At 71.4% G+C, this 23881-nt stretch carries 20 protein-coding genes; 14 read left to right on the forward strand and 6 right to left on the reverse strand.

The features are described 5' to 3' along the window. Positions 1 to 99: 99 nt before the first annotated feature. On the forward strand, positions 100 to 1302 hold the full coding sequence (locus ICC28_RS09510; RefSeq protein WP_188287988.1) for a sensor histidine kinase: 1203 nt from the start codon (positions 100 to 102) through the stop codon (positions 1300 to 1302). Between the two features lie 63 nt (positions 1303 to 1365). Beyond that, entirely contained in the window at positions 1366 to 2037 is a 672-nt protein-coding gene (locus tag ICC28_RS09515; protein ID WP_188287989.1) for a response regulator transcription factor, read from the forward strand. Between the two features lie 7 nt (positions 2038 to 2044). On the opposite strand, the gene ICC28_RS09520 is transcribed toward ICC28_RS09515, so the two are convergent. Further along, entirely contained in the window at positions 2045 to 3151 is a 1107-nt protein-coding gene (locus ICC28_RS09520; protein ID WP_188287990.1) for a DUF5937 family protein, read from the reverse strand. A gap of 159 nt (positions 3152 to 3310) precedes the next feature. Between ICC28_RS09520 and ICC28_RS09525 the strand changes: the two genes are divergently transcribed. Beyond that, entirely contained in the window at positions 3311 to 3526 is a 216-nt protein-coding gene (locus ICC28_RS09525; RefSeq protein WP_188287991.1) for a hypothetical protein, read from the forward strand. On the opposite strand, the gene ICC28_RS09530 is transcribed toward ICC28_RS09525, so the two are convergent. After that, positions 3516 to 4703 (reverse strand): threonine aldolase family protein, encoded by a 1188-nt coding sequence (locus ICC28_RS09530; protein WP_188287992.1) that lies wholly within the window; start codon positions 4701 to 4703, stop codon positions 3516 to 3518. The two genes, ICC28_RS09525 and ICC28_RS09530, sit on opposite strands and share 11 nt — an antisense overlap. 211 nt (positions 4704 to 4914) lie before the next feature. Between ICC28_RS09530 and ICC28_RS09535 the strand changes: the two genes are divergently transcribed. The 10 genes from ICC28_RS09535 (at position 4915) to ICC28_RS09580 (ending at position 13191) form a co-directional block, all read left to right on the forward strand. Continuing rightward, complete coding sequence (locus tag ICC28_RS09535; RefSeq protein ID WP_188287993.1) at positions 4915 to 5835, forward strand: Rossmann-like and DUF2520 domain-containing protein; 921 nt, start codon at positions 4915 to 4917, stop codon at positions 5833 to 5835. Beyond that, entirely contained in the window at positions 5832 to 6833 is a 1002-nt protein-coding gene (panC, locus tag ICC28_RS09540) for a pantoate--beta-alanine ligase (RefSeq protein ID WP_188287994.1), read from the forward strand. The genes ICC28_RS09535 and panC overlap by 4 nt, the downstream gene beginning before the upstream one ends. Then, positions 6830 to 8542: an L-aspartate oxidase gene (locus ICC28_RS09545; RefSeq protein WP_188287995.1), complete on the forward strand. Its 1713-nt coding sequence runs from the start codon at positions 6830 to 6832 to the stop codon at positions 8540 to 8542. The genes panC and ICC28_RS09545 overlap by 4 nt, the downstream gene beginning before the upstream one ends. Before the next feature lie 5 nt (positions 8543 to 8547). Next, positions 8548 to 9537, forward strand: coding sequence for a carboxylating nicotinate-nucleotide diphosphorylase (gene nadC / locus ICC28_RS09550; protein WP_188287996.1), 990 nt, complete (start codon positions 8548 to 8550; stop codon positions 9535 to 9537). A gap of 16 nt (positions 9538 to 9553) precedes the next feature. After that, a complete protein-coding gene (locus ICC28_RS09555; RefSeq protein ID WP_188287997.1) occupies positions 9554 to 10351 on the forward strand; it encodes a type III pantothenate kinase in 798 nt (265 codons plus the stop codon). Positions 10352 to 10617: 266 nt separating this feature from the next. Beyond that, positions 10618 to 11256: a hypothetical protein gene (locus tag ICC28_RS09560; protein WP_188288068.1), complete on the forward strand. Its 639-nt coding sequence runs from the start codon at positions 10618 to 10620 to the stop codon at positions 11254 to 11256. 51 nt (positions 11257 to 11307) lie between these two features. Beyond that, positions 11308 to 11487 (forward strand): hypothetical protein, encoded by a 180-nt coding sequence (locus tag ICC28_RS09565; protein WP_188287998.1) that lies wholly within the window; start codon positions 11308 to 11310, stop codon positions 11485 to 11487. Positions 11488 to 11663: 176 nt separating this feature from the next. Then, positions 11664 to 12080, forward strand: coding sequence for a BlaI/MecI/CopY family transcriptional regulator (locus ICC28_RS09570; protein WP_411158582.1), 417 nt, complete (start codon positions 11664 to 11666; stop codon positions 12078 to 12080). Positions 12081 to 12089: 9 nt separating this feature from the next. Continuing rightward, positions 12090 to 12638, forward strand: a complete 549-nt coding sequence (locus tag ICC28_RS09575; RefSeq protein WP_188288000.1) for an amino-acid N-acetyltransferase — start codon at positions 12090 to 12092, stop codon at positions 12636 to 12638. Between the two features lie 217 nt (positions 12639 to 12855). Next, complete coding sequence (locus ICC28_RS09580) at positions 12856 to 13191, forward strand: histone-like nucleoid-structuring protein Lsr2 (RefSeq protein ID WP_188288001.1); 336 nt, start codon at positions 12856 to 12858, stop codon at positions 13189 to 13191. On the opposite strand, the gene ICC28_RS09585 is transcribed toward ICC28_RS09580, so the two are convergent. After that, the gene (locus tag ICC28_RS09585; RefSeq protein ID WP_188288002.1) at positions 13170 to 13769 is read right to left on the reverse strand and encodes an SCO3374 family protein; all 600 of its coding nucleotides are present in this window, start codon (positions 13767 to 13769) and stop codon (positions 13170 to 13172) included. The two genes, ICC28_RS09580 and ICC28_RS09585, sit on opposite strands and share 22 nt — an antisense overlap. Positions 13770 to 14201: 432 nt before the next feature. Here ICC28_RS09585 and ICC28_RS09590 point away from each other — a divergent pair, with 432 nt between their 5' ends. Then, positions 14202 to 16727 carry an ATP-dependent Clp protease ATP-binding subunit gene (locus ICC28_RS09590; RefSeq protein WP_188288003.1) on the forward strand — a complete coding sequence of 842 codons (2526 nt, stop codon included), beginning with the start codon at positions 14202 to 14204 and terminating at the stop codon, positions 16725 to 16727. A gap of 59 nt (positions 16728 to 16786) precedes the next feature. On the opposite strand, the gene ICC28_RS09595 is transcribed toward ICC28_RS09590, so the two are convergent. The 3 genes from ICC28_RS09595 to ICC28_RS41075 form a co-directional block, all read right to left on the reverse strand. Further along, positions 16787 to 19831, reverse strand: a complete 3045-nt coding sequence (locus tag ICC28_RS09595) for an NACHT domain-containing protein (protein ID WP_188288004.1) — start codon at positions 19829 to 19831, stop codon at positions 16787 to 16789. Between the two features lie 60 nt (positions 19832 to 19891). Continuing rightward, positions 19892 to 20527 (reverse strand): HAD family acid phosphatase, encoded by a 636-nt coding sequence (locus ICC28_RS09600; RefSeq protein ID WP_188288005.1) that lies wholly within the window; start codon positions 20525 to 20527, stop codon positions 19892 to 19894. Between the two features lie 112 nt (positions 20528 to 20639). Continuing rightward, positions 20640 to 23762, reverse strand: a complete 3123-nt coding sequence (locus ICC28_RS41075; RefSeq protein ID WP_188288006.1) for an NACHT domain-containing protein — start codon at positions 23760 to 23762, stop codon at positions 20640 to 20642. Positions 23763 to 23881 lie beyond the last annotated feature (119 nt).

Genomic DNA, 23881 nt, shown 5'->3' on the forward strand with positions numbered 1-23881 from the left:
AGAGGAACGGGGCCTCCACCTTGCGGAGTACGCGCGCCCGCTGCGGATCGACCCATCGGTTGACCCCTGCACACGTCACGCTTCCCTACGCTGGGTTACGTGCAGCGCCTCTATGACTTCCTCCGCAGGCACCCGACATGGGTCGACAGCTTCTGGGCCGTCTTCCTGTTCGGGCTCTCGGTGGTGTCCGGAGCGGCGGGGCCGGAGGGGAGCGGCGTCGACCACCCGGTGGCCGTCGTCCCGATCGCCCTGCTGCTGGGCCTGGTCGTCGCGCTGCGCCGGCGCATGCCGGAGCGGATGCTGCTGCTGGCCATCGCGCTCGGCCTGGCGCAGCTCGTGCTGGACGTCGAGACCATGCCCGCCGACTTCGCCATGCTGGTGATCACCTACACCGTGGCCGCGACCGGCGCCCGCTGGGCGTCCCGGCTGGCGCTGGGCGTCGGTCTGTGCGCGGCGCCGCTGGCGCAGTTGCGCTGGCCGGAGAACCAGTCGAGCCCGCTCGGCACCCTCGCGATCATGGTCTTCACCACGGTGCCCTTCGCCCTGGCCTGGGTGCTCGGCGACTCGATACGCACCCGCCGCGCCTACTTCGCGCAGTTGGAGGAGCGCGCGACCCGGCTCGAAAAGGAGCGCGAGGCGCAGGCGAAGGTCGCGGTCGCCGCCGAACGCGCCCGCATCGCGCGCGAGCTGCACGACGTGGTCGCGCACAACGTGTCGGTGATGGTGGTGCAGGCCGACGGCGCCGCCTACGTCCTGGACGCAGCGCCCGACCAGGCGAAGAAAGCCCTGGAGACGATCTCCTCCACCGGCCGCCAGGCCCTCGCCGAGATGCGCCGCCTGCTCGGCGTCCTGCGCACCGGCGAGCACCAGGAGAGCGGCGAGTACGTTCCGCAGCCCGACGTCGAGCAGATCGACGAACTCGTCGAGCAGTGCCGCACCTCCGGCCTGCCGGTCGACTTCAAGGTCGAGGGCACCCCGCGCCCGCTGCCCAGCGGCGTCGAGCTCACCGCGTACCGCATCGTGCAGGAGGCGCTCACCAACACCCGCAAGCACGGCGGGCCGAACGCGGGCGCGAGCGTGCGCCTGGTCTACTTCGACGACGGCCTCGGCCTGCTCGTGGAGGACGACGGCAAGGGCGCCCCGCACGAGCTGTACGAGGACGGCGGCATCGACGGCCAGGGACACGGCCTGATCGGAATGCGCGAGCGGGTCGGCATGGTCGGCGGCACCCTGGACGCGGGCCCCCGTCCGGGCGGAGGATTCCGCATCAGCGCCCTGCTCCCGCTCAAACCCGCGCACTGACGCCTGCCCACGCCCTTTGTTGATACCGAAACAGCCTTGTAGACGGAGACGGAAGAGGACCCGATGACGATCCGCGTAATGCTCGTCGACGACCAGGTGCTGCTGCGCACCGGGTTCCGGATGGTGCTCGCCGCCCAGCCGGACATGGAGGTCGTCGCGGAGGCGGGCGACGGCGTGGAGGCACTTCAGGTGCTGCGGGAGACCGCCGTCGACGTGGTCCTGATGGACGTACGCATGCCGAAGCTCGACGGCGTGGAGACCACCCGTCGCATCTGCCAGGACGCCAATCCGCCGAAGGTGCTGATCCTGACCACCTTCGACCTCGACGAGTACGCCTTCTCCGGGCTGAAGGCGGGCGCCTCGGGCTTCATGCTCAAGGACGTGCCGCCCGGCGAGCTGCTCGCCGCCATCCGTGCCGTGCACAGCGGGGACGCGGTGGTGGCCCCGTCGACCACCCGGCGGCTCCTGGACCGGTTCGCGCCCATGCTGCCCTCCACCGGCAAGGAACCGCAGCACAAGGAGCTGGAGCGGCTCACCGACCGCGAGCGCGAGGTCATGGTGCTGGTCGCGCAGGGCCTGTCCAACGGCGAGATCGCGGCCCGGCTGGTCCTGTCCGAGGCGACCGTCAAGACGCACGTGGGCCGCATTCTGACCAAGCTCGGCCTGCGGGACCGGGTGCAGGTGGTGGTGCTGGCCTACGAGACGGGGCTGGTGCGGGCCGGCGGGCAGGCCTGAGCGCGGATCACCGCAGCAGCGCCTCCAGGAAGTCGCTGCCGAGCCGGGCCACGGCCGCCACGTCCAGCTGGTGCAGGACGTACCGCCCGCGGCGGCGGGTGGTGATCAGGCCCGCCTTCTTCAGCACGCCCAGGTGCCGGGATATCTCGGGCGCGGTCAGGTTGTGGATCCGCACCAGCTCGCTCGTCGTGTACGTGCTGCGGGCGAGGTTCCGGCACAGCTGCATGCGCACCGGGTGGGAGAGCGCGGTCATCCGCAGGATCAGCTGGTCGACCGAGGGCGGCGCGCCGAGCTCGGGGGAGCTGATCGGGTAGTGCAGGACCGGCTGCCAGCCGTGCCGGTGCAGCACCATCAGATGCGGCCGGCCCAGGCTGGTCGGCACGAGCAGCAGGCTGCTGTCGCGGAGGACGGTGCGGCCCTGGCGCAGCTTGTCGATGGTGATCCGGCCGCCGTCCTCGTCGAGCCTCACGGCGGCCGAAACGGCGGTGAGCGCCTCGCCCAGCCCTCGGTGGCGGATCAGGTCGGTCTTGTGGCGCGCATCGGCGGCCAGTTGGTGCCGCAGGCGCGACCAGACGTCCGCGAAGAACGCCTCGTCACAGTCCGCCAGGAACTGCCGCAGCCAGGCCCGTATCCGCGGCGGATCGTCGAGCAGCCGCTTGCTGAAACGCAGTTGCTGCGGTCCCCGCGCGGCGGCCAGTTCCAGGGCGCTGCGGCGCAGTTCGGCGTCGGCGAGCACCGAGGACCCCGGGGCGCTGTACGGCAGGGCGCAGGTGAACTCCAGGGCGGCGTCCGCGAACTGCTCGTCCGTCAGCTTGTCGAGCAGATCCAGTTCCTCGGCGAGGGTGGCGCCCGGGAGGGTGGGCCCGCCGGGGATGCCGGCGCAGGGCAGGAACAGGTCCGAGAAGGTCGTACGCCACAGGAAGTCGGCCTCGCACATACGGTCGGCCAAGTGCGGGTCGAGGCCCGCGGTCACGCCCGTCACCCAGCCCTGGAGGGCTGGATGGTGCGTCGGCTCGGACAGCGCGTGCAGCGCCATGCCGAGCTCGGCGAGAGGAGAGGGGACGGCGGCGACCCTCTCCGGCCGCAGCCCCGCGATGTCGATGCTCACGCTCATGCCCTCATGGTGCACCCCGCCACTGACAACGCCGTCCTCGTTTGACGCACGCCGTCAATCGACGCGACGTCGGCGCGTGAGCGGCGCAGGCTGGGATCGGCGGGCGGCCGCGAGCCCGACCACCGACCACGTCCCCCACGCCCGAGAAGGCGATCAGCCATGAGCAGCACACAGCAGTACCTCCTCGACGCCCTCCGCGCCCGGCAGCACGGCGAGGCACCCCCTGCGGCGCCCGGCACCCACGACGGGCGGCTGGTGCACGCGTTCCGCGACGACCGACGCTTCAGAGCCGTCGTCGCGGGACGCCCGGCCCGTGGGCGGACACGGCAGGCCCTCGCCCGGTGGCTGCAGGCGCGCCCACGCCCTACCCGCTGACCCCTTCGGGCAGCCGGGCCACGAACTCCGCGACGGCCGCCTTCACGTCCTCGGCCGTCCACTCCAGGGCCGCCGCCCGGACGTACACCTCCGTGAAGGCGAGGCCGGGCCCCTTGGGGTCCCAGGCGTTGCCGAACAGGAGCGTCCCCGTCTCCTCGGCCGTCCGGACGGCCGCTTCCGCGAGGACGTCGACGTCGTAGGGCAGCCAGACCTGGAAGTCGTAGGTGTGCGGCACCTCGGGGTGGACCCGGGCCCACGGCACCCCGGCCGCCGCGAAGCCCTCGCGCAGCGCGGCGGCCACCACGCGCGCGTGCCGCACGTACTCGGGCAGGCGGGGCAGCTCCCGCTCCAGGCCGGCGAGTGCGGACAGCGCGGTCGGGAACTGCTGGAAGACCTGACCGCCGTACCGGTGCCGCCAGGTCTTCGCCTCCTCCACCAGCGTGCCCGGGCCGGCGAGTGCGGCGCCGCCGAGGCCGTCGAAGGACTTGTAGAACGACACGTACACGCTGTCCGCCAGGCCCGCGATCTCCTCCAGGGGGCGGCCGAAGTGGACCGTGGACTCCCACAGGCGCGCGCCGTCGAAGTGCACCACCGCGTCACGCTCCCGCGCGGCCTCCACCACCTCGGTCAGCTCCTCCCAGGACGGCAGCAGGAAACCGGCGTCTCGGAGGGGCAGTTCGAGCAGCAGCGCCCCGAAGGGCTCCGGGAGGCCGCGCACGTCCTGCGCGGTGGTGCAGCGCGGCTCGCTCGTGACGTGCACCGGGCGCAGCCCGCCGAGCCGGCTGAGGGCGTCCCGTTCGTGCACCTCGGGATGGGCGAGGGCGTGCAGGGCGACCGTCGGGTTGCCGGTGCGGCCCGCCCAGCAGCGCAGGGCCACCTGCTGGGCCATCGTGCCGGTCGGGAAGAAGGCGGCGGCCTCGGTGCCCAGCAGGGCGGCGACCTTCTCCTCCAGGGCCTCGACGACGCCGCCCCCGTAGAGGTCCACCGTCTCGTCGAGGTCGTACAGCCGCGCCGCCTGCTCCAGCGACGCGAGCCGCTGCCGCAGCGTCTCGCGCAGGCCGAGGCGGGCGAGCACGCGGTCGCCCCTGCGGTACACGCTCAGGCGCCGCTCGTAGCGCCGTCTGCGCTGCTCCTCCACCGGGATCAGGTCCGCCGCGTCGCTCGTGTTCTCGCTCATGGCACCGGATCATCCCCCGCGCGGGCCCCTGCGGGCACCGGAATCAGCGGGCCGTACGAGCACCGGGACGACCCGCACGGCAAGCGTCCGGACGGAATGTCGCGCAACCCACAGCCTGTGGACAACCGGACGCCCCTCGAACCAATCGCGTTAACATGACGAGAAATCGTCCGGTACCCAGAGCGGACTGGAACGGGAAGGCCGCCGTCGCGTGAGTACAGTCCAACAGCCAGATCCGAAGGACCGCCCCGCGCGGCTCACCGTCGGCGTCGTCGGCGCCGGTCGGGTGGGCCCCGCGCTCGCCGCGTCCCTCCAGCTCGCCGGGCACCGCCCGGTGGCCGTCTCCGGGGTCTCCGACGCCTCCCGCAGGAGGGCCGCGCAACTGCTGCCCGACGTGCCCCTCGTGCCGCCCGCCGAGGTCCTGCGGCGCGCCGACCTGGTCCTGCTGACCGTCCCCGACGACGCCCTGCCCGGCCTGGTCACCGGCCTCGTCGACACCGGGGCCGTGCGCCCGGGCCAACTGCTCGTGCACACCTCCGGTCGGTACGGCGCCAAGGTCCTGGACCCCGCCCTGCGCGCGGGCGCGCTGCCGCTGGCCCTGCACCCGGCGATGACCTTCACCGGCACCCCGGTGGACGTCCAGCGCCTGGCGGGCTGCTCCTTCGGCGTCACCGCGCCCGAGGAGCTGCGGATGGCCGCCGAGGCCCTGGTCATCGAGATGGGCGGCGAACCGGAGTGGATCGCCGAGGAGATGCGCCCGCTCTACCACGCGGCCCTCGCGCTCGGCGCCAACCATCTGGTGACCCTGGTCGCCCAGTCCATGGAGCTGCTGAGCGCGGCCGGCGTCGAGGCACCCGACCGGATGCTCGGCCCGCTGCTCGGCGCCGCCCTCGACAACGCGCTGCGCTCCGGCGACGCCGCGCTGACCGGCCCCGTCGCGCGCGGGGACGCCGGCACCGTCTCCGCGCACGTCAAGGAACTGCGCGAGCACGCCCCGCAGACCGTCGCCGGCTACCTGGCGATGGCCCGCGCGACCGCCGACCGGGCGCTCGCCCACGGGCTGCTCAAGCCGGAACTCGCCGAAGACCTGCTGGGCGTGCTCGCCGACAGCACCGAGGGAGACGCGGGATGACCACCACCCTGCTGCGCACCGCCGACGAACTGCACGCACGCGCGCGTGGCGGCCGCCGTGCCGTCGTGATGACCATGGGCGCCCTGCACGAGGGCCACGCCACGCTGATCCGCACGGCCCGCGAGATCGCGGGCCGGGACGGCGAAGTCGTGGTGACGGTCTTCGTCAACCCGCTGCAGTTCGGCGCGGGCGAGGACCTCGACCGCTACCCGCGCACCCTCGACGCCGACCTCAAGATCGCCGAGGAGGCCGGCGCGGACGTCGTGTTCGCGCCCTCCGTGGACGAGGTCTACCCGGGCGGCGAACCCCAGGTGCGCGTCAGCGCGGGCCCCATGGGGGAGCGTCTGGAGGGCGCCGCGCGCCCCGGCCACTTCGACGGCATGCTCACCGTCGTCGCCAAGCTGCTCCACCTCACCCGTCCCGACGTGGCGCTCTTCGGCCAGAAGGACGCCCAGCAGCTCGCCCTGATCCGCCGTATGGTCCGCGACCTGAACTTCGGCACGGAGATCGTCGGTGTGCCGACCGTGCGCGAGGCGGACGGCCTGGCCCTGTCCAGCCGCAACCGCTACCTCTCGCCCGCCGAGCGGCGCACCGCGCTCGCGCTGTCCCGCGCGCTGTTCGCGGGCCAGGACCGGCACGCCGCACAGGAGGCCCTGCGCGCGCGGGCCCGCGAAGTACCCGCCACGCACGCGCGTGCCGAGGCGCTCAGCGCCCTCGGCGAGTCCCGCGCGGCCGCCGACACACACGCCGTCGCCAAGGCCTCCCCCGGCGGCCCCACGGCCGTCCGCGCCGCCGCCCGCCTGGTCCTGGACGAGGCCGCCCGCCTCGACCCGCCGCTCGCCCTGGACTACCTGGCCCTCGTCGACCCCGCCGACTTCACCGAGATCGACGACGACTTCACCGGCGAGGCCGTCCTCGCCGTCGCCGCCCGGGTCGGGACGACCCGGCTGATCGACAACATCCCCCTCAGATTCGGAAACCTCGGAGCCGCCTCGTGACCAGCACAGGCATACGACTGCACGCACCCGCGCCAGGGTGGTCCATCGACGCGGACGTGGTCGTCGTCGGCTCCGGCGTCGCCGGCCTGACCGCGGCCCTGCGCTGCGAGGCCGCCGGACTGACGACGGTCGTCGTCACCAAGGCCCGCCTCGACGACGGCTCCACCCGCTGGGCCCAGGGCGGCATCGCCGCCGCCCTCGGCGACGGCGACACCCCCGAGCAGCACCTCGACGACACGCTGGTGGCGGGCGCGGGCCTGTGCGACGAGAAGGCCGTACGGATCCTCGTCACCGAGGGCCCCGACGCCGTGCGCCGGCTCATCGAGACCGGCGCCCACTTCGACGAGTCGGAGGAGGGCGGCCTGGAGCTCACCCGCGAGGGCGGCCACCACCGCCGCCGCATCGCGCACGCCGGCGGCGACGCGACCGGCGCGGAGATCTCCCGGGCGCTCGTCGAGGCGGTACGCGCGCGGGGCATGCGCGCCATCGAGAACGCGCTGGTCCTGGACCTGCTCACGGACGCCGACGGCCGCACGGCCGGTGTCACCCTGCACGTCATGGGCGAGGGCCAGCACGACGGCGTGGGCGCCGTGCACGCCCCCGCGGTGGTCCTCGCCACCGGCGGCATGGGCCAGGTCTTCTCCGCGACCACCAACCCGTCGGTGTCGACCGGCGACGGCGTGGGGCTCGCCCTGCGCGCGGGCGCGGAGGTCTCCGACCTGGAGTTCGTGCAGTTCCATCCCACGGTGCTGTTCCTCGGCCCGGACGCCGAAGGCCAGCAGCCGCTCGTCTCGGAGGCGGTGCGCGGCGAGGGCGCCCACCTGGTGGACGCCGACGGCGTGCGCTTCATGGTCGGCCAACACGAACTGGCCGAACTCGCGCCCCGGGACATCGTCGCCAAGGGCATCATGCGCCGCATGCAGGAGCAGGACGCCGAGCACATGTACCTCGACGCCCGGCACTTCGGCGCCGAGATGTGGGAGCACCGCTTCCCGACGATCCTGGCCGCCTGCCGCGCCCACGGCATCGACCCCGTGCACGAGCCGATCCCGATCGCCCCGGCCGCGCACTACGCCTCCGGGGGCGTGCGCACCGACTCCCACGGCCGCACCACCGTCCCCGGCCTGTACGCGTGCGGCGAGGTCGCGTGCACCGGCGTGCACGGCGCGAACCGGCTCGCGTCCAACTCCCTCCTGGAGGGCCTGGTCTACGCCGAGCGCATCGCCGCCGACATCGCCGCGCGGCACGCCGCGAACGGCCTCCACGCGCGCGTGCCGGAACCCGTCCCGTACCCGGAGACGCCGGCGCACCCCCTCCAGGCCGCCGAGGCCCGCTTCACGATCCAGCGGATCATGACGGAGGGCGCGGGCGTGCTGCGCTCCGCCGACTCCCTCGCCCGCGCCGCCGACCGGCTCCAGCAACTGCACTCCGAGGCGCGCGACGCCCTCGACGAGAACGGCAAGACTGCCGAGCCCGGCGTCGACACCTGGGAGGCCACCAACCTCCTGTGCGTGGCCCGTGTCCTGGTCGCCGCCGCCCGGCTGCGCGAGGAGACCCGCGGCTGCCACTGGCGCGAGGACCACGCCGACCGCGACGACACCGCATGGCGCCGCCACATCGTCGTACGGCTGAATCCCGACCGCACTCTCGCCGTGCACCCCACCGATACCGCAGACTTCCCCCCGACCCGGCAGCCCCAGGAGCAGTGACAGAAGTGAGCACCCCCGACCTCCCCCTCGTCCAGGACGGCGGCTGCGGCGACGGCTGCGCCTGCGGTGCGGACAGCGAGGACACCTTCGAAGACAGCTACATGGAGTGCGGGCTCGACCCCGCGCTCGCCCAGCTCCTGGCCGACGCCGGGCTCGACCCGGTCGAGGTCGAGGACATCGCCAACGTCGCCATCCAGGAGGACCTCGACCACGGTGCGGACGTGACGACGGTCGCGACCATCCCCGAGGACGCGGTCGCCACCGCCGACTTCACCGCGCGCGAGGCGGGCGTCGTCGCGGGCCTCCGGGTCGCCGAAGCGGTGATCTCCGTGGTGTGCACCGACGAGTTCGAGGTCGAACGGCACGTGGAGGACGGCGACCGGGTGGAGGCCGGGCAGAAGCTGCTGTCGGTCACCACGCGCACGCGTGACCTGCTGACGGCCGAGCGCAGCGCGCTGAACCTGCTGTGCCGCCTGTCGGGCATCGCGACCGCCACGCGCGCGTGGGCCGACGCCCTGGACGGCACCAAGGCACGCGTGCGGGACACGCGGAAGACGACGCCGGGGCTGCGGTCCCTGGAGAAGTTCGCGGTCCGCTGCGGCGGTGGCGTCAACCACCGGATGTCGCTGTCGGACGCGGCCCTGGTCAAGGACAACCACGTGGTCGCCGCGGGCGGGGTCGCGCAGGCCTTCAAGGCCGTACGGGAGGCATTCCCCGAGGTGCCGATCGAGGTCGAGGTCGACACGCTGCACCAGCTGCGCGAGGTCGTGGACGCGGGCGCCGACCTGATCCTGCTGGACAACTTCACCCCGGGGGAGTGCGAGGAGGCGGTCGCGCTGGTCCACGGGCGGGCGGCGCTGGAGGCCTCCGGGCGGCTCACCCTGGAGAACGCCAAGGCGTACGCGGACACGGGCGTCGACTACCTGGCCGTAGGAGCGCTGACGCACTCCTCGCCGATCCTGGACATCGGACTGGACCTGCGAGCGGCGGAGTAGGGAGCGGGAACCGGCCATGCTGCTGACGATCGACGTAGGCAACACGCACACGGTCCTCGGACTGTTCGACGGCGAGGACATCGTCGAGCACTGGCGCATCTCCACGGACGCGCGCCGAACGGCCGACGAGCTTGCGGTGCTCCTCCAGGGGCTGATGGGCATGCACCCGCTCCTCGGCGAGGAGCTCGGCGACGGGATCGACGGGATCGCGATCTGCGCGACGGTGCCGTCCGTGCTGCACGAGCTGCGCGAGGTGACGCGCCGGTACTACGGCGACGTCCCCGCGGTACTGGTCGAGCCGGGGGTGAAGACCGGGGTGCCGATCCTCACCGACAACCCCAAGGAGGTCGGCGCGGACCGGATCATCAACGCGGTGGCGGCGGTCGAGCTGTACGGCGGGCCGGCGATCGTCGTGGACTTCGGCACGGCGACGACGTTCGACGCGGTGTCCGCGCGCGGGGAGTACGTCGGTGGCGTCATCGCGCCCGGTATCGAGATCTCCGTGGAGGCGCTGGGGGTGAAGGGGGCGCAGCTTCGGAAGATCGAGGTGGCGCGTCCGCGGAGCGTGATCGGGAAGAACACGGTCGAGGCGATGCAGTCCGGGATCGTGTACGGGTTCGCCGGGCAGGTGGACGGGGTCGTGGGCCGGATGGCCAGGGAGCTGGCGGACGATCCGGACGAGGTGACGGTGATCGCCACCGGTGGGCTCGCACCGATGGTGCTGGGTGAGTCGTCCGTGATCGACGAGCACGAGCCGTGGCTGACGCTGATCGGACTGCGGCTGGTGTACGAGCGGAACGTGTCGCGGATGTGAGCCGGGTGGGGGCGGGTGCCGGACTCTTCTCGCCCCCGTCGCCCTTACCCGTCCCGTCCCTGGGGGCTGCGCCCCCGGACCCCCTTTCGGCCTGAACGGCCTCGTCCTCAAACGCCGGACGGGCTGAGATTGTCTGAACCGGCGCTGCCGGGTTCGGGCGGAGCAACTGGGTGGTGGCCCCGCGCCACACCCTCTCCCTGTGTCGCGTTTGTCTGATTAGCGCGTACTGTCGGCGCATGCCCACGCCATACGGATCCCGCGGCGGCATGGCGTTCGGTGCGGAGGAGCTGCGTGTGCTCCGCCGTGCGCTCGCCCTCGCCCTGAACCCCGACCCCGCCTCGGCCGAGGACGTCCAGGACTGTCTCCGCCTCGCCGACTCCCTGGACGAAGCAATGCGCGAGGGCGCCCGGCTGCGCGCCTTCCTGGTGGCCGACCTCGCCCGGTACCGCGCCGCCCTCCCCGGCACCGCCGCCGGCTATCTCGCGCTCCTTGAGGAGGCGCTGAGTGCCGGATACCGCCCGGAGGCGGATGATCTCGCCGGTCTGCGCGCCCTGCGCGGCAATCCCGTCGCGGCGGCCCTGCTCGGCCGCTGTCAGGTGATGGCCGAGCACGACGTACGCGCCCGTCTGGCGCGCCGTGGAGGCAGTCGGGAGGTCCCGGCCGCCCCGGCCGTTCCGGCGTCCCGTACCCGCCTTCTCGCCCTTCCTGGGGGCCTTGCGGCGGCACCCGTGGCCGACGCGGAGAGGGATCCGGCCGGGAAGCCGCCCCAGAAGCCCGCCGAGAAGCCCGCCTCCCCCGAACCGGCCCGCCGGCCCGTCCCCACCCCGGGCGAGGTCTTTCCCCGCCGCAAGCCCACCCCGCCTTCGCCGCCCGCGACCCCGCCCCAACAACTCGCGGTCGGCTGAGACCGCGACCCCACCCCGCCCCGTCCCCGCCTCCCTGGCTAATCTGGACGCATGGACTACGTCTCCGCGCTGCTGCCCCCGGCCGTCATGGCCGTGTTCTTCGCCGGTGTGATCCGGGTGATCGTGAAGACCCAGGGCGGGGCCAACAAGACCAAGGAGGACGCGGCCGTGGATGCCGCGATCTCGCGCGCGGAGGGAGCCCGCCAGGGCTCCGCCGCCGCAGACTCCTGACGAGGGCGGCCCTTCCCGGGCGTACGACTCCCCGCGCACCCCGCGCTTTTCCGAGTCGTACGCCCTTTTTGTTCCCCTTTGCCATTGAAGGTGCACGTCCGGCACGCCAATCCCGGCATCTCCCACTATTGTGCTGAGCTGTGCCTCGCCCATTGGGAGAACTCGAAGACGCGGTCATGACGCGGGTGTGGAAGTGGAACCGCCCGGTCACCGTTCGGGAAGTCCTTGAAGATCTTCAGCAGGAACGGTCCATCGCCTACACCACGGTGATGACCGTTTTGGACAATCTCCATCAGAAGGGCTGGGTGCGCCGGGAGGCGGAAGGCCGGGCCTATCGCTATGAGGCGGTGTCCACGCGAGCCGCCTACGCCGCCGCCCTGATGAACGACGCATGGTCGCAGAGCGACAACCCCGCGGCCGCCCTCGTCGCGTTCTTCGGCATGATGAGCGACGAACAGCGGCAAGCACTGTCGGACGCCGTGCGTATCGTCCAAGGGCCGGAAACAGCGGAAGCGCCGCAGGGCACTCCCGATACCGGCCCGGATACGGAGCGGCAGAACCCCGGCTCGGCGCCGGAGGCCGACGGGCGATAGCGTCCGCTCATGTCTGCACAGAGCTCCTCCGCAGAGAGCCCCGAAGTCACCGCAAAAGCCATCACCGTCCGCCGGGCCCGCACCAGTGACGTCCCGGCCGTCCGCCGTCTCCTTGACGCCTACGTCCGCGGCGGCATCCTGCTCGACAAAGCCACGGTGACGCTTTACGAGGACATCCAGGAGTTCTGGGTCGCGGAACGTGACGACAACGCCGAGGTCGTCGGCTGCGGCGCACTGCACGTGATGTGGGAAGACCTCGCGGAAGTCCGTACTCTCGCGGTGAAGCCGGGCTTGAAGGGCGCCGGTGTCGGGCATCAGTTGCTGGAGAAGTTGCTGCAGACTGCACGTTGGCTCGGCGTTCGCCGTGTTTTCTGTCTGACCTTCGAAGTCGACTTCTTCGGCAAGCACGGCTTCGTGGAGATCGGCGAGACACCCGTCGACACAGATGTGTACGCGGAGCTGATGCGTTCCTATGACGAGGGCGTTGCGGAGTTCCTCGGTCTCGAACGAGTGAAGCCGAACACCTTGGGCAACAGCCGGATGCTTCTGCATCTGTGATCGCCGGGTAAGCCGAACCGCGGGCACGGTGCCCTATGTCCGAAACGCGCATGTTTCCGGACCGGGTACGGGCTGCGGGTCTCTCCCAGGGGTTTGTGTTTTTCCGGCAAAAGCGGTTTGCTTTCCAACGTACTGCAGTAGTGCATATAACAAGGGACGGCGAAACGGCGGACGCCGCAGACCTCACGTCCTCAAGTTATCGATGAAAGGAAATCCGGTGGCACAGAAGGTTCAGGTCCTTCTTGTCGACGACCTCGACGGCGGCGAGGCGGACGAGACCGTGACGTTCGCGCTGGACGGCAAGACGTACGAGATCGATCTCACGACTGCCAATGCGGACAAGCTCCGTGGCCTTCTAGAGCCTTACGTGAAGGGCGGTCGTCGCACCGGGGGCCGTGCTTCGGGCGGACGCGGGAAGGCGCGTGCCGCTTCCGGCGGCAGCCAGGACACCGCGCAGATCCGCGCGTGGGCGAAGGAGAACGGTTTCGAGGTCAACGACCGTGGCCGCGTTCCCGCCTCCATCCGCGAGGCCTACGAGAAGGCCAACGGCTGAGCGCACGCGCGCCGCAGCCGCAGCCGGTGGCAGTGCGTGGCCACCGTGTCGAGAAGTCGTACGAGATCGGGGGCGCCCCCACCGCCCCCCACGGCCGACAGCGTCGGCAGCGCGGCCTCGGCCTCGCTTCCCGGCTCGGGGGGCCGCAACCAGACGGCGGTCCCCTGCGAGGCGCCGGGGCGGCCCTGGGGAAACGGCCGCCCATCGGCCGCCCGGAGCGGCGCGTCCATGAGGCCGCCCTCGCCGACCACCGTCAGGTCGAGCGGCAGCGAGCCCCACTCCAGCCAGTCCAGCACACCCGGCAGCTCCTCGGCGCTGCCCGCGGCCAGCAGCAGCCGCATCCTCTCGCCCCGCACCGCCACCGGAGAGCCCGGCGCCAGATGCCGCAGCGCGGCCCGGCCCGCCTCGGCCGGTACATCCAGGACGTCGAAGCGCAGACCCACGACAAGTCGCAGGGGTCTCCCGGGCACCGTTTTCCACCCGAGTTCGTTCTCGTACCAACAGCGGGCCCGGTCGTCCGGATCGAGCGGCCGACGGGGGAGCGGGACCGTGGTGACCGAGGGGAGGCTGCCAACCATGCCAAGTGCAACCGTCGGAAGCCCCTGCGGGTTACGCTGGGTGTTCATGCATGCGCACAGGGTGTCGACGGAGGGGGCGTGCGGGAGTGCCGGGAGGCGCAAGGTTGTTCGCCCGTAGCGGAGGGAACCGGTGGGTGCGGCATGGACTGTCAGTCCGAGCGGGTAAGACATCCCTAGTGGGAGGGGGCGACACGCAGGGAAGGCCGTCTCACGTTCGCCATCGGCGTACTGATGATGAGGGTAACTGCCTGGCCTGCGGGAACATCGTCTCGCACCATCGGGTTGGAGCAGATGTCGGCGTTAGCGGGGTCAGGAGGCCATCGACGGTGTCGGCAGTTGGAATGAGCGGTCCCCGCTTGCGGGACTAAGCTGCGGAAGGACAGGGAGGGGAAGTTCCCCCCACTGCCTGACCGCTCTGAGGAGCGATTAACGATGTTCGAGAGGTTCACCGACCGCGCGCGGCGGGTTGTCGTCCTGGCTCAGGAAGAAGCCCGGATGCTCAACCACAACTACATCGGCACCGAGCACATCCTCCTGGGCCTGATCCACGAGGGTGAGGGTGTCGCCGCAAAGGCCCTGGAGAGCCTCGGCATTTCGCTTGAGGCGGTCCGCCAGCAGGTGGAGGAGATCATCGGCCAGGGCCAGCAGGCCCCGTCCGGGCACATCCCCTTCACTCCCCGTGCCAAGAAGGTCCTGGAGCTGTCGCTCCGCGAGGCCCTTCAGCTGGGCCACAACTACATCGGCACGGAGCACATCCTGCTCGGCCTGATCCGTGAGGGCGAGGGCGTCGCCGCCCAGGTCCTGGTCAAGCTGGGCGCCGATCTCAACCGGGTGCGGCAGCAGGTCATCCAGCTGCTCTCCGGCTACCAGGGCAAGGAGACCGCCACCGCCGGCGGTCCCGCCGAGGGCACGCCCTCGACCTCCCTGGTCCTCGACCAGTTCGGCCGGAACCTCACCCAGGCCGCTCGTGAGTCCAAGCTCGACCCGGTCATCGGGCGCGAGAAGGAGATCGAGCGGGTCATGCAGGTGCTGTCCCGCCGTACCAAGAACAACCCGGTCCTGATCGGTGAGCCCGGCGTCGGCAAGACCGCCGTCGTCGAGGGCCTCGCCCAGGCCATCGTCAAGGGCGAGGTGCCCGAGACCCTCAAGGACAAGCACCTCTACACCCTGGACCTCGGCGCGCTGGTCGCCGGCTCCCGCTACCGCGGTGACTTCGAGGAGCGCCTGAAGAAGGTCCTCAAGGAGATCCGCACCCGCGGCGACATCATCCTGTTCATCGACGAGCTGCACACGCTGGTCGGTGCGGGCGCCGCCGAGGGCGCGATCGACGCCGCGAGCATCCTCAAGCCGATGCTGGCCCGTGGCGAGCTCCAGACCATCGGTGCGACCACGCTGGACGAGTACCGCAAGCACCTGGAGAAGGACGCGGCCCTTGAGCGCCGCTTCCAGCCCATCCAGGTCGCCGAGCCGTCCCTGCCGCACACCATCGAGATCCTCAAGGGTCTGCGCGACCGGTACGAGGCCCACCACCGGGTCTCCATCACGGACGAGGCGCTGGTCCAGGCGGCCACCCTGGCCGACCGCTACATCTCGGACCGCTTCCTCCCCGACAAGGCGATCGACCTGATCGACGAGGCCGGTTCCCGGATGCGCATCCGCCGGATGACCGCGCCGCCGGACCTGCGCGAGTTCGACGAGAAGATCGCGGGCGTGCGCCGCGACAAGGAGTCCGCGATCGACTCGCAGGACTTCGAGAAGGCCGCCTCCCTGCGCGACAAGGAGAAGCAGCTCCTGGCCGCCAAGGCCAAGCGGGAGAAGGAGTGGAAGGCCGGCGACATGGATGTCGTCGCCGAGGTCGACGGCGAGCTGATCGCCGAGGTCCTCGCGACCGCCACCGGCATCCCGGTCTTCAAGCTGACCGAGGAGGAGTCCTCGCGTCTGCTGCGCATGGAGGACGAGCTCCACAAGCGGGTCATCGGCCAGGTCGACGCCGTCAAGGCGCTGTCGAAGGCGATCCGTCGTACGCGCGCCGGTCTGAAGGACCCGAAGCGCCCCGGTGGTTCGTTCATCTTCGCCGGCCCGTCCGGTGTCGGTAAGACCGAGCTGTCCAAGGCGCTCGCCGAGTTCCTCTTCGGTGACGAGGACGCGCTGATCTCCCTCGACATGTCGGAGTTCAGCGAGAAGCACACGGTGTCGCGTCTCTTCGGTTCGCCCCCCGGCTACGTGGGCTACGAGGAGGGCGGCCAGCTGACCGAGAAGGTCCGCCGCAAGCCGTTCTCCGTCGTCCTCTTCGACGAGGTCGAGAAGGCCCACCCGGACATCTTCAACTCGCTGCTGCAGATCCTGGAGGACGGTCGCCTGACCGACTCCCAGGGCCGGGTCGTGGACTTCAAGAACACGGTCATCATCATGACGACCAACCTCGGCACCCGGGACATCTCCAAGGGCTTCAACCTGGGCTTCGCGGCCTCGGGCGACAAGAAGACCAACTACGAGCGCATGAAGAACAAGGTCTCGGACGAGCTCAAGCAGCACTTCCGGCCCGAGTTCCTCAACCGCGTCGACGACGTGGTCGTCTTCCCGCAGCTGACCCAGGACGACATCCTCGCGATCGTCGACCTGATGATCGGCAAGGTGGACGAGCGCCTGAAGGACCGGGACATGGGCATCGAGCTCTCCCAGTCCGCCAAGGAGCTGCTGTCCAAGAAGGGCTACGACCCGGTGCTGGGCGCGCGTCCGCTGCGTCGCACGATCCAGCGCGAGGTCGAGGACACGCTCTCGGAGAAGATCCTCTTCGGCGAACTGCGCCCCGGCCACATCGTGGTCGTGGACACCGAGGGCGAGGGCGAGTCCCAGACCTTCACCTTCCGCGGCGAGGAGAAGTCGGCACTGCCCGACGTCCCGCCGATCGAGCAGGCGGCCGGCGGGGCCGGGCCGAACCTGAGCAAGGACGCGTAAGCCTTACGGCGACGCCGTAGAGGGGCCGGTGCCTTTGGGCGCCGGCCCCTCGTGCGTGGTCAGAAGAGGTAGGGCGTGGGCTCTTCAACAGTGACTTCGGCATCCGGGAAGACCCTGGCCCAGGCGACCGCGTTCAAGGGTGCGGCCACACGATCCGGGTACAGCTCGACGGTGCGGACGTGCGGGCAGGCGTGGGCCAGTGCCGTGAGGTCCGAGCTTTCCCGGACGTTCGTCACGTACAGGCAAGTGATTGTGGGCAGCTGAGGTCCGTCGGCGAAGGCGGGGATCAAGGCCGTGCCGACGCCCAGGCGGGCGAGGTGCGGGAGGAGTGTGACCTCCGCCCAGTCAGCTGAGCCGAGGGTAGCTACATCGTTCCTGAGGTCGAGGGCGTTCAGCCCCGGCCATTGGCTCAGGCGGCGCAGTCCCGAGTCCGCGATCGCGTCTCCGGTCAGGCTGATGGATTTGAGTGGCGCATCTTGAGGCAGGGCAGCCAGTCCGCCTGGTAGATGGGTGCCGATGTTGATGCCCTCCAGTGTGGCGATGCGGTCCAGCCCGTGCAGTTCGCCGAGCTTGAGGAGGGAGACCGTGAGCAGCCCCAGATCGGCCAGCGGTGAGAAGTCGATGGGCCCTGGGCATTGCAGCAGGGTCAGGCGACGGAGTGAACGCAGCGAGGCCAGCGGGCTCAGATCGTGCAGCAAGGCGTTGTCGGCGAGGCCCAGGTCCTCCACGTTGTCCGGCAGCAGCTCCAGCACATGCGCGAGGGGGTAGCTGCCGGACATGCCCAGCCGTGCCCGTCGGCCCAGCAAGGGCAGGGCCCGTACCTGCTCAGGCGACTCGGCGAAGAGGTACAGGTCGTCGGTGCCGACGTGGGCCAGCACCTCGGTGGCGTACGCCTCCGGGTCGAATCGCTCCCAGGCCCGGATGAGGTTGACTCGGACGCGGTCCGCCGTACACGCCCTGAACCGCCCCAGCACCGCCATCGCCGCATCCGTCCCCACCATCGCCGCCGTAGCCGTGACCGCCTCGGCCTCGTCGTCGGCCAATCCCTCCGGCCCCGGCAGCAGCTCCAGCACCAGCGGTCCCGCCTCCGCCAGGGTTCTGGCCTCCTCCGGTGTACGCGGCGGAATCAGCGCGGCCGCCCGTGCCTCCACCTCGGCCCGGACCGCCGGGTCCAGGGCCGGGGCGTGCTCCAGGCAGGCCAGGGCCAGCAGGCTCAGCCGCGGAGTCTCCAGGGCGAGCAACTGCTCCAGGAGGTAGGCGCGTTCGCGCGGACGGGCGTGGGCCACCGCCAGCCGGACCACGTCCTCCCACTGCGTGTCGTCCGCATGGCCGGCCAGTACGTCGAGGTGACCCTCCTCCACCGCGTACCGCGCGCCCAGATAGTCCTGGAAGGTGCGGTGGACGAAGTCGACGACACCTTCGGCAGGTTGGCGGAGCAGCCCGCTGCGCAGCAGCAGCGTCCGCAGTACCGCCGTGGCGGAACCCTGCACCGAGAGGGACGGCAGGCAGCGTTCGACGATGCCCTCGGCCGTCTCGACGTCCATCTCCGTGCGGCCGCTCAGCACCAGCGCGTACGCCAGCCGCTGGAGCACCTCCAGTTGGGCCTCCTCGCCGAGGTCCACGTCGTCCACCGTGCCCATGCCCCGTTCCCGGTCGCGGCGGGTGAGCAGCATCGTGAGGGCGGCGTCGTACAACTCCTTGCGGCCGGTGGGCAGATAGCCGCGTCGCTCGCGGTGCAGGGCGCAGATCAGGCCGCACATCAGGGGGTTGGTGGCCAGGCGGGCCAGGTCGCGCTTCGTGCGTAGCGAGTCCAGGAGAGGGGCCAGGTACTCGGGGGCCTGTGCCGCCTCGTGCCAGCGGCGGACGAAGGTGGTGACCTCGCCGTGCCGCATCGGGGCGAGGAGCAGTTCGCGGAAGTCCTCGGCGGTGAGCCAGTCGGGGCGCACGGCGGTGGGGCGTGAGGTCAGCAGCCACTGGTTGCCGGGGAAGGCGTGGATCAGGGAGAGGAGCCAGGCGCGGGTCCGGTGGCGGTCCGCGGCGGGGATCTCGTCCAGGCCGTCGACCAGGACCAGCGCCCGCCCGGCCGTCAGGACCCGCTCGGCCCAGCCCTCCGGCGGGGACAGCGGGCAGCTCACCGCGGACAGGAAGTCGGCCGGCGGCGGGAGGGCCCCCGCGCGGATCAGGGTGCGCAGGGGGAGGACGTACGGGATGCGGTCGCCGTTGCGCGCGGCCGTCACGGCGAGCCACTGCACGAGGGTCGTCTTGCCCGAGCCCGCGTCTCCGCGCAGCAGCACGCAGTCGTGGGCCAACAGGGCTTCCTCGGCGGGCAGATGGACGCTGAAGGTGGTCTCGGTGTCGAGGCCCGGGCCGGGGCCGCCCGTGAGCTCCTCGTCCCCCGTCGCCTCCAGGCTCAGGTAGGCGACTTCGAGGGGCCAGCGGTCGGGGGAGTCCCGTAGGTCGATGCCGTAGATGGTGATGTGGTTGTGCTGCTGGGCGACGTACGGCAGGTAGCGGCGCTCGAAGGCGGTGTCGCGGGCGTCTGGGCGGGGCGTCCGGGCGATCAACTCGTCTACGCGTGCGATGAGTTCGGACTGCATCCGGGTCTGTTCGACCAGGGTGCGGGCGACAAAGGTGGACCGGCGGGTGAAGAACTCCAGGATGTGCAGGCAGGCCCACTGGGTCATGGAGTCGAGGAAGAGGCAGGCGTCCCAGGACAGGCCGTCGGGGGGTGCGGCCCTGAGGTGCAACTCCTGGGCGAGTTCGTGGCTGCCCAGCCGTACGGCCTGGACGTCGTCCATGTCCAGGTCGCCCAGGGCGAGCAGCCGACGGGCGAGTGTGTCGGTGACGGCCGCTTCCTCGTCGGGTGGGAACGGTCGCTCGCCGGGTGAGGCCATCGCCTCCGACACCAGCTTGGCGGCCAGTTTGCGGACGTCCGCCTCGCCGAGCGTGCGCTTCTCGCCCCGGAACGAGACCAAATCGGCGAGGCGTACGGGCTTGTCGACCAGCCCGGCTCCGGCGGTGCCCGGCACGAACAGCCTCCGCACCAGCGGGCCGACCAGGCTCGACACCAGCCGACCGCCCAGCGTCAGTACCGCGGGCTCCATCCGCCTCACCCCCGTGATCGCGCGAACGGGGGTGAGACTACCGGGACTTGGTGGGAGTGGTCAGGAGAGCTGGCCGTCGTAGTCGGGGAGCTTGTACGTCTTCTCGGCGTGGCCGCCCGACAGGTCGGTGGCGCTGTTGCCGATGTTCGCGATGATCGTGTAGCCCTTGGACTCGATGGCGACGCGCTGGGCCGTCTTGTAGTCCGCGACGTTCTTGAAGAGGTCGAGGAAGTTGCGGACGTGGAGGCCGGATACCTGGTAGCCGACCTTCTTGAGGTTGTAGTCGGTGACGGAGTGGATGATGCCGGGGCGGGCGGTGACGAAGAACAGGGCGACGCCGCGCTCCTGGGCGTACTTGGCGACCTCCAGGACCGGCTTGTTGGCGGGCTGGGGGTAGCTGAAGCCGAAGTCGGTCTCCAGGGTGGTGTTGTCGATGTCGAAGACGATCGCCTGCTTCTCGCCCGGCTTCGTGTTCGCTATCCGCTGCTTCAGATAGGGCAGCGCCTGGTCCATCACCGCCTGGCAGTCCTTCTGCCAGGTCGCGTAGTCGACCTTCGCGGCGGAGGCCGCGGTGGCGGCATTCGCCATGGTGCCCGTGCTCGTCGCGGCCTGGGCGGGGCCGGTGAGGGCCACGAGGGCTGCTGCGGTGGCTGCGGTCGTGGCGGTGCGGAGCACCCAGGGGCGTCGGGTGGTCATGTGTGTGGGGGTCCCTTCGCGTACGGCCAGTGTGTCGTGTGCATGTTCGTGGAGCCGGGTGGCGCGAAGGGAACCGTAGGGTTACTGAACGGTAGGTGGCTAGGGGTGTGCGTCACACGACGCGGCGGACTTTCTCGAAGGTGCGGGCTGCAGGGAGGGGCGCGAGCACGTCCTCGGGGATCTCGTCGACGTCCGGGGCGTGGACGAGAGTGACCGAACGCAGGTGGGGGAACTGGGTGGGGACGGCCGAGAAGTCCTCGATTCCCTGGACGTTGTTCAGGCGGAGGTAGGTGATCCGGGGCAGCGGCGGGCCCGGCCAGCCGCCGGTGCGCTGCCAGTTGAGGTGCAGATGCCGGAGTTCCGGGAGCCGGGTGACCTCCTCGCCGTCGGCGGCGGAGAGCGGGCTCTCCAGCTTCGCGAGACTCAGCCGACGCAGTGAGGGAAAGTGGCGCAGGCCGCGCAACCCGGTCTGCTGCAGCGCGGACTTGGTGAAGCGGAGATAGGTCAGGTTCAGGTCCCGCGGCAGGGCTTCGTCGAGGGAATCGGCTTCCAGGAGGAACCCGAGGTCGAGCTGATCCAGGGTGGGTGAGCCGGAGAGGACGGACAGGTCCAGCTCGCGCGGCAGCAGGTCCAGGGACAGCCAATTCAGCGGGAGGCGGGCCAGCGCGGTCAGGTCCTCCAGGTGGAAACACCGGCTCAGGTCCAGGTAGTTCAGCCGGTGCAGGCCCGACAGGCAGCTCAGGTCGCGCAGTTCGTCGTTGTCGCGCAGGACGAGTTCGGCCGTCGTCGCGGGGTTCAGACCGGCGCTGATCTCCTCGGCCGCGATACCGCCGACGAGCTGGACGGACCGCCGTCCTCCGAGCTCCCGCAGGAATCGCAGCTGGTCAGTGGAGCGGGCGCTGAAGAAGAGCTCGTCCTGCGGCAGCCGGGCGATGATCTCCTCGCCGTACCGGCGTGTGGCGAACCGGGACCAGCTCCAGGACAGCTGCGCCCGCACATTCAGCGCCGCATGCTCCCGGAACCGCGCCAGCACCGGCAGCGCCGCCTCCGTCCCGATCAGCGACGCCGTGACGACGACCGCCCGCGCCTCCTCGTCGTCCAGCCCCTCCGGGCCGGGCAGCAGCTCCAGGGCGAGCGGCCCGACCGAGGCGAGCGCCCGGGCCTCCTCGGTGGTCCGGGGCGGGATCAGCGGGGCCGCGCTCCGCTCCACCTCCGCCCGCACCCGCGGATCCAGCTCCGTGGCGTGCTCCAGCGAGGCCAGCGCGAGGAGCCGTAGACGCGCGCTGACGGCGCCCTCCGCGCGCTCGGCCGCTGCGCTCAAGTCCCTTAGCAGCTCGGCCCGTTCGCGCGGGCGGGCGTGCGCCACCGCCATCCGGACCACGTCCGCCCACTGCTCGTCCGCCGCGCCGCGCACCAGCAGGCCGAAGTCGCCGTCCTCCACGGCGGCCTTGGCGCCCAGGTAGTCCTGGAAGGTGCGGTGGACGAACTCCACCGTCCCGGAGGTCGGTTCGCGCAGCAGACCGCTGCGGACCAGCAGATGGCGCAGGATCTGCCCGGCGTCGCCCTGGTCGGCGGCCGCCGGGAGGGACGGCAGGGCGTCGGCGACGATCCGCTCGGCGCGGTCGTGGTCCAGCTCCGACTGGTTGTTTCGGATCAGCCAGTACGCGAGGCGCTGCAGGAGCTGGATCTGCGGCAGTTCGGTGAGGAAGACGCCGCCGGATTCCCCTTGCGGGAACATGTCCCGCTCCTCGTCCCGCCGCACGAGCAGCATCGACAGGGCCGCGTCGTACAACTCCTTTCTGCCGTGCGGGAGATAGCCCCGCCGGTCGCGGTGCAGCGCGCAGATCAGGCCGCACATCAGGGGGTTGGTGGCGAGGCGTCCGAGGTCGGGCTTGCCGCGTACGGCGTCGAGGAGGGAGCGCCGGTAGCCGTCCAGACGCTCGGGGTCGGGGGCGTCGGCGCGGGCGGCCGTGTGCCAGCGGTCGATGAACGCGGCCACGTCGTCCTGGCTCATCGGGGTGAGCGCCAGCTCCCGGAAGCCGTCGGCGGCGAGCCAGTCCTCGCGTACGGCGGAGGGGCGGGAGGTGACCAGCCACTGGTTGCCGGGGTAGACGTCGAGCAGTTCGCGCAGCCAGCGGCGGGTGCGCTCCCGCTCGCGCTCGGGGATCTCGTCGATGCCGTCCACCAGGAGCAGCGCGCGTCCGGCCGCGAGGACGCGGTCCGCCCAGCCGTCGGGCCGGCTCGCGTGGAAGGGGAGGTGCACGGCGGACAGGAAGGCGTCGGGCGCGGGGAGACCGTCGGGGCGGCGGACCAGGGTGCGCAGGGGCAGCACGTACGGGATCCGGTCGCCGCGCTCGCCCCTGGCCGCGGTCACCGCGAGCCACTGCACGAGCGTGGTCTTGCCGGACCCGGCCACTCCGCGCAGCAGGACCCGGTCGTGCTCGGCCAGGGCCTCCTCGGCGGGCAGGGCGCCGGCGGCGGAGGCGTAGTGCAGCCCGCCCGGGCCGGTGCCGCGGTCGTCCTCGGCGGGGCCGAGGGCCTGGAGGCTGAGGTAGGCGGTGTCCAGGGGCCAGCGGTCGGGGGAATTGGCCAGGTCGATGCCGTAGATCGTGAGCCGGCCGTGCTTGGTGGCGACGTAGGACAGATAGCGGCGCTCGAAGGCGGTGTCGGTGCCGCCGGGGCGCGGGGTGCGGGCGAGCAGTTCGTCGACCTTGGCGACGAGCTCGCGCTGTCGCCGGGTCTGCTCCACGAGGGTGCGGGGGACGAAGGTGGACCGCTGGGTGAAGAAGTGGACGATGTGCAGACAGGCCGTGGTGAGCAGTCGGCCGTGGAACTGGGCGGCGTCGTAGGACAGGTCCCGGTCCGGGTGGCCGCTCGCGGCGCGCAGGTGGGCGGCGAGGACCTCGTGGCCGAGCTCCACCGCCTGTACGTCGGTCATGGTGAGGTCGCCCAGGGCGGCCAGGGTGTCGGCGAGCGCCTCGACGACGGCCTGCTCCTCGTCGGCGCGGATGGGCCGCTCGCCGCCCTTGAGGGCCTGGGTGACCAGCTCTGCGGAGAGTTTGCCCAGGTCGGAGCGGTCCAGGGTGCGTTTCTCGCCCTTGAACGAGACAAAGCCGGAGATCCGGACGGGGCGGTCGACCAGGGCGGCCCCGGGCCCCTCCCTCACGAACAGCTTCCGCACCAGTGGGCCGACCAGGCCGGAGGCGAGCCTGGTGCCGAGTACCGCCGGGTCCAACCGTCCACCCCCGTCGTCGCGTGACCGCTGGTCAGGGTAGTGCCGGTCACATTCGGCTGTCCGGCGATCTTGGAGGCCGGTGACATGCCGCACAGGCGATTTGTCCGTTACTAGGGCGC

This window comes from Streptomyces sp. TRM68416, assembly GCF_014596915.1.
Taxonomy (GTDB): Bacteria; Actinomycetota; Actinomycetes; order Streptomycetales; family Streptomycetaceae; genus Streptomyces.

What these genes read in the sequence shown, in the direction of transcription:
- ICC28_RS09585 (WP_188288002.1), bottom strand. Translation starts at nt 13,769, where the DNA reads ATGGTTGGCAGCCTCCCCTCGGTCACCACGGTCCCGCTCCCCCGTCGG.
- ICC28_RS09565 (WP_188287998.1), top strand. Translation starts at nt 11,308, where the DNA reads ATGGACTACGTCTCCGCGCTGCTGCCCCCGGCCGTCATGGCCGTGTTC.
- panC (WP_188287994.1), top strand. Translation starts at nt 5,832, where the DNA reads ATGACCACCACCCTGCTGCGCACCGCCGACGAACTGCACGCACGCGCG.
- ICC28_RS09530 (WP_188287992.1), bottom strand. Translation starts at nt 4,703, where the DNA reads ATGAGCGAGAACACGAGCGACGCGGCGGACCTGATCCCGGTGGAGGAG.
- ICC28_RS09590 (WP_188288003.1), top strand. Translation starts at nt 14,202, where the DNA reads ATGTTCGAGAGGTTCACCGACCGCGCGCGGCGGGTTGTCGTCCTGGCT.
- ICC28_RS09520 (WP_188287990.1), bottom strand. Translation starts at nt 3,151, where the DNA reads ATGAGCGTGAGCATCGACATCGCGGGGCTGCGGCCGGAGAGGGTCGCC.
- ICC28_RS09570 (WP_411158582.1), top strand. Translation starts at nt 11,664, where the DNA reads ATGACGCGGGTGTGGAAGTGGAACCGCCCGGTCACCGTTCGGGAAGTC.
- ICC28_RS09525 (WP_188287991.1), top strand. Translation starts at nt 3,311, where the DNA reads ATGAGCAGCACACAGCAGTACCTCCTCGACGCCCTCCGCGCCCGGCAG.
- ICC28_RS09515 (WP_188287989.1), top strand. Translation starts at nt 1,366, where the DNA reads ATGACGATCCGCGTAATGCTCGTCGACGACCAGGTGCTGCTGCGCACC.
- ICC28_RS09555 (WP_188287997.1), top strand. Translation starts at nt 9,554, where the DNA reads ATGCTGCTGACGATCGACGTAGGCAACACGCACACGGTCCTCGGACTG.
- ICC28_RS09600 (WP_188288005.1), bottom strand. Translation starts at nt 20,527, where the DNA reads ATGACCACCCGACGCCCCTGGGTGCTCCGCACCGCCACGACCGCAGCC.
- ICC28_RS09560 (WP_188288068.1), top strand. Translation starts at nt 10,618, where the DNA reads ATGGCGTTCGGTGCGGAGGAGCTGCGTGTGCTCCGCCGTGCGCTCGCC.
- ICC28_RS09595 (WP_188288004.1), bottom strand. Translation starts at nt 19,831, where the DNA reads ATGGAGCCCGCGGTACTGACGCTGGGCGGTCGGCTGGTGTCGAGCCTG.
- ICC28_RS09575 (WP_188288000.1), top strand. Translation starts at nt 12,090, where the DNA reads ATGTCTGCACAGAGCTCCTCCGCAGAGAGCCCCGAAGTCACCGCAAAA.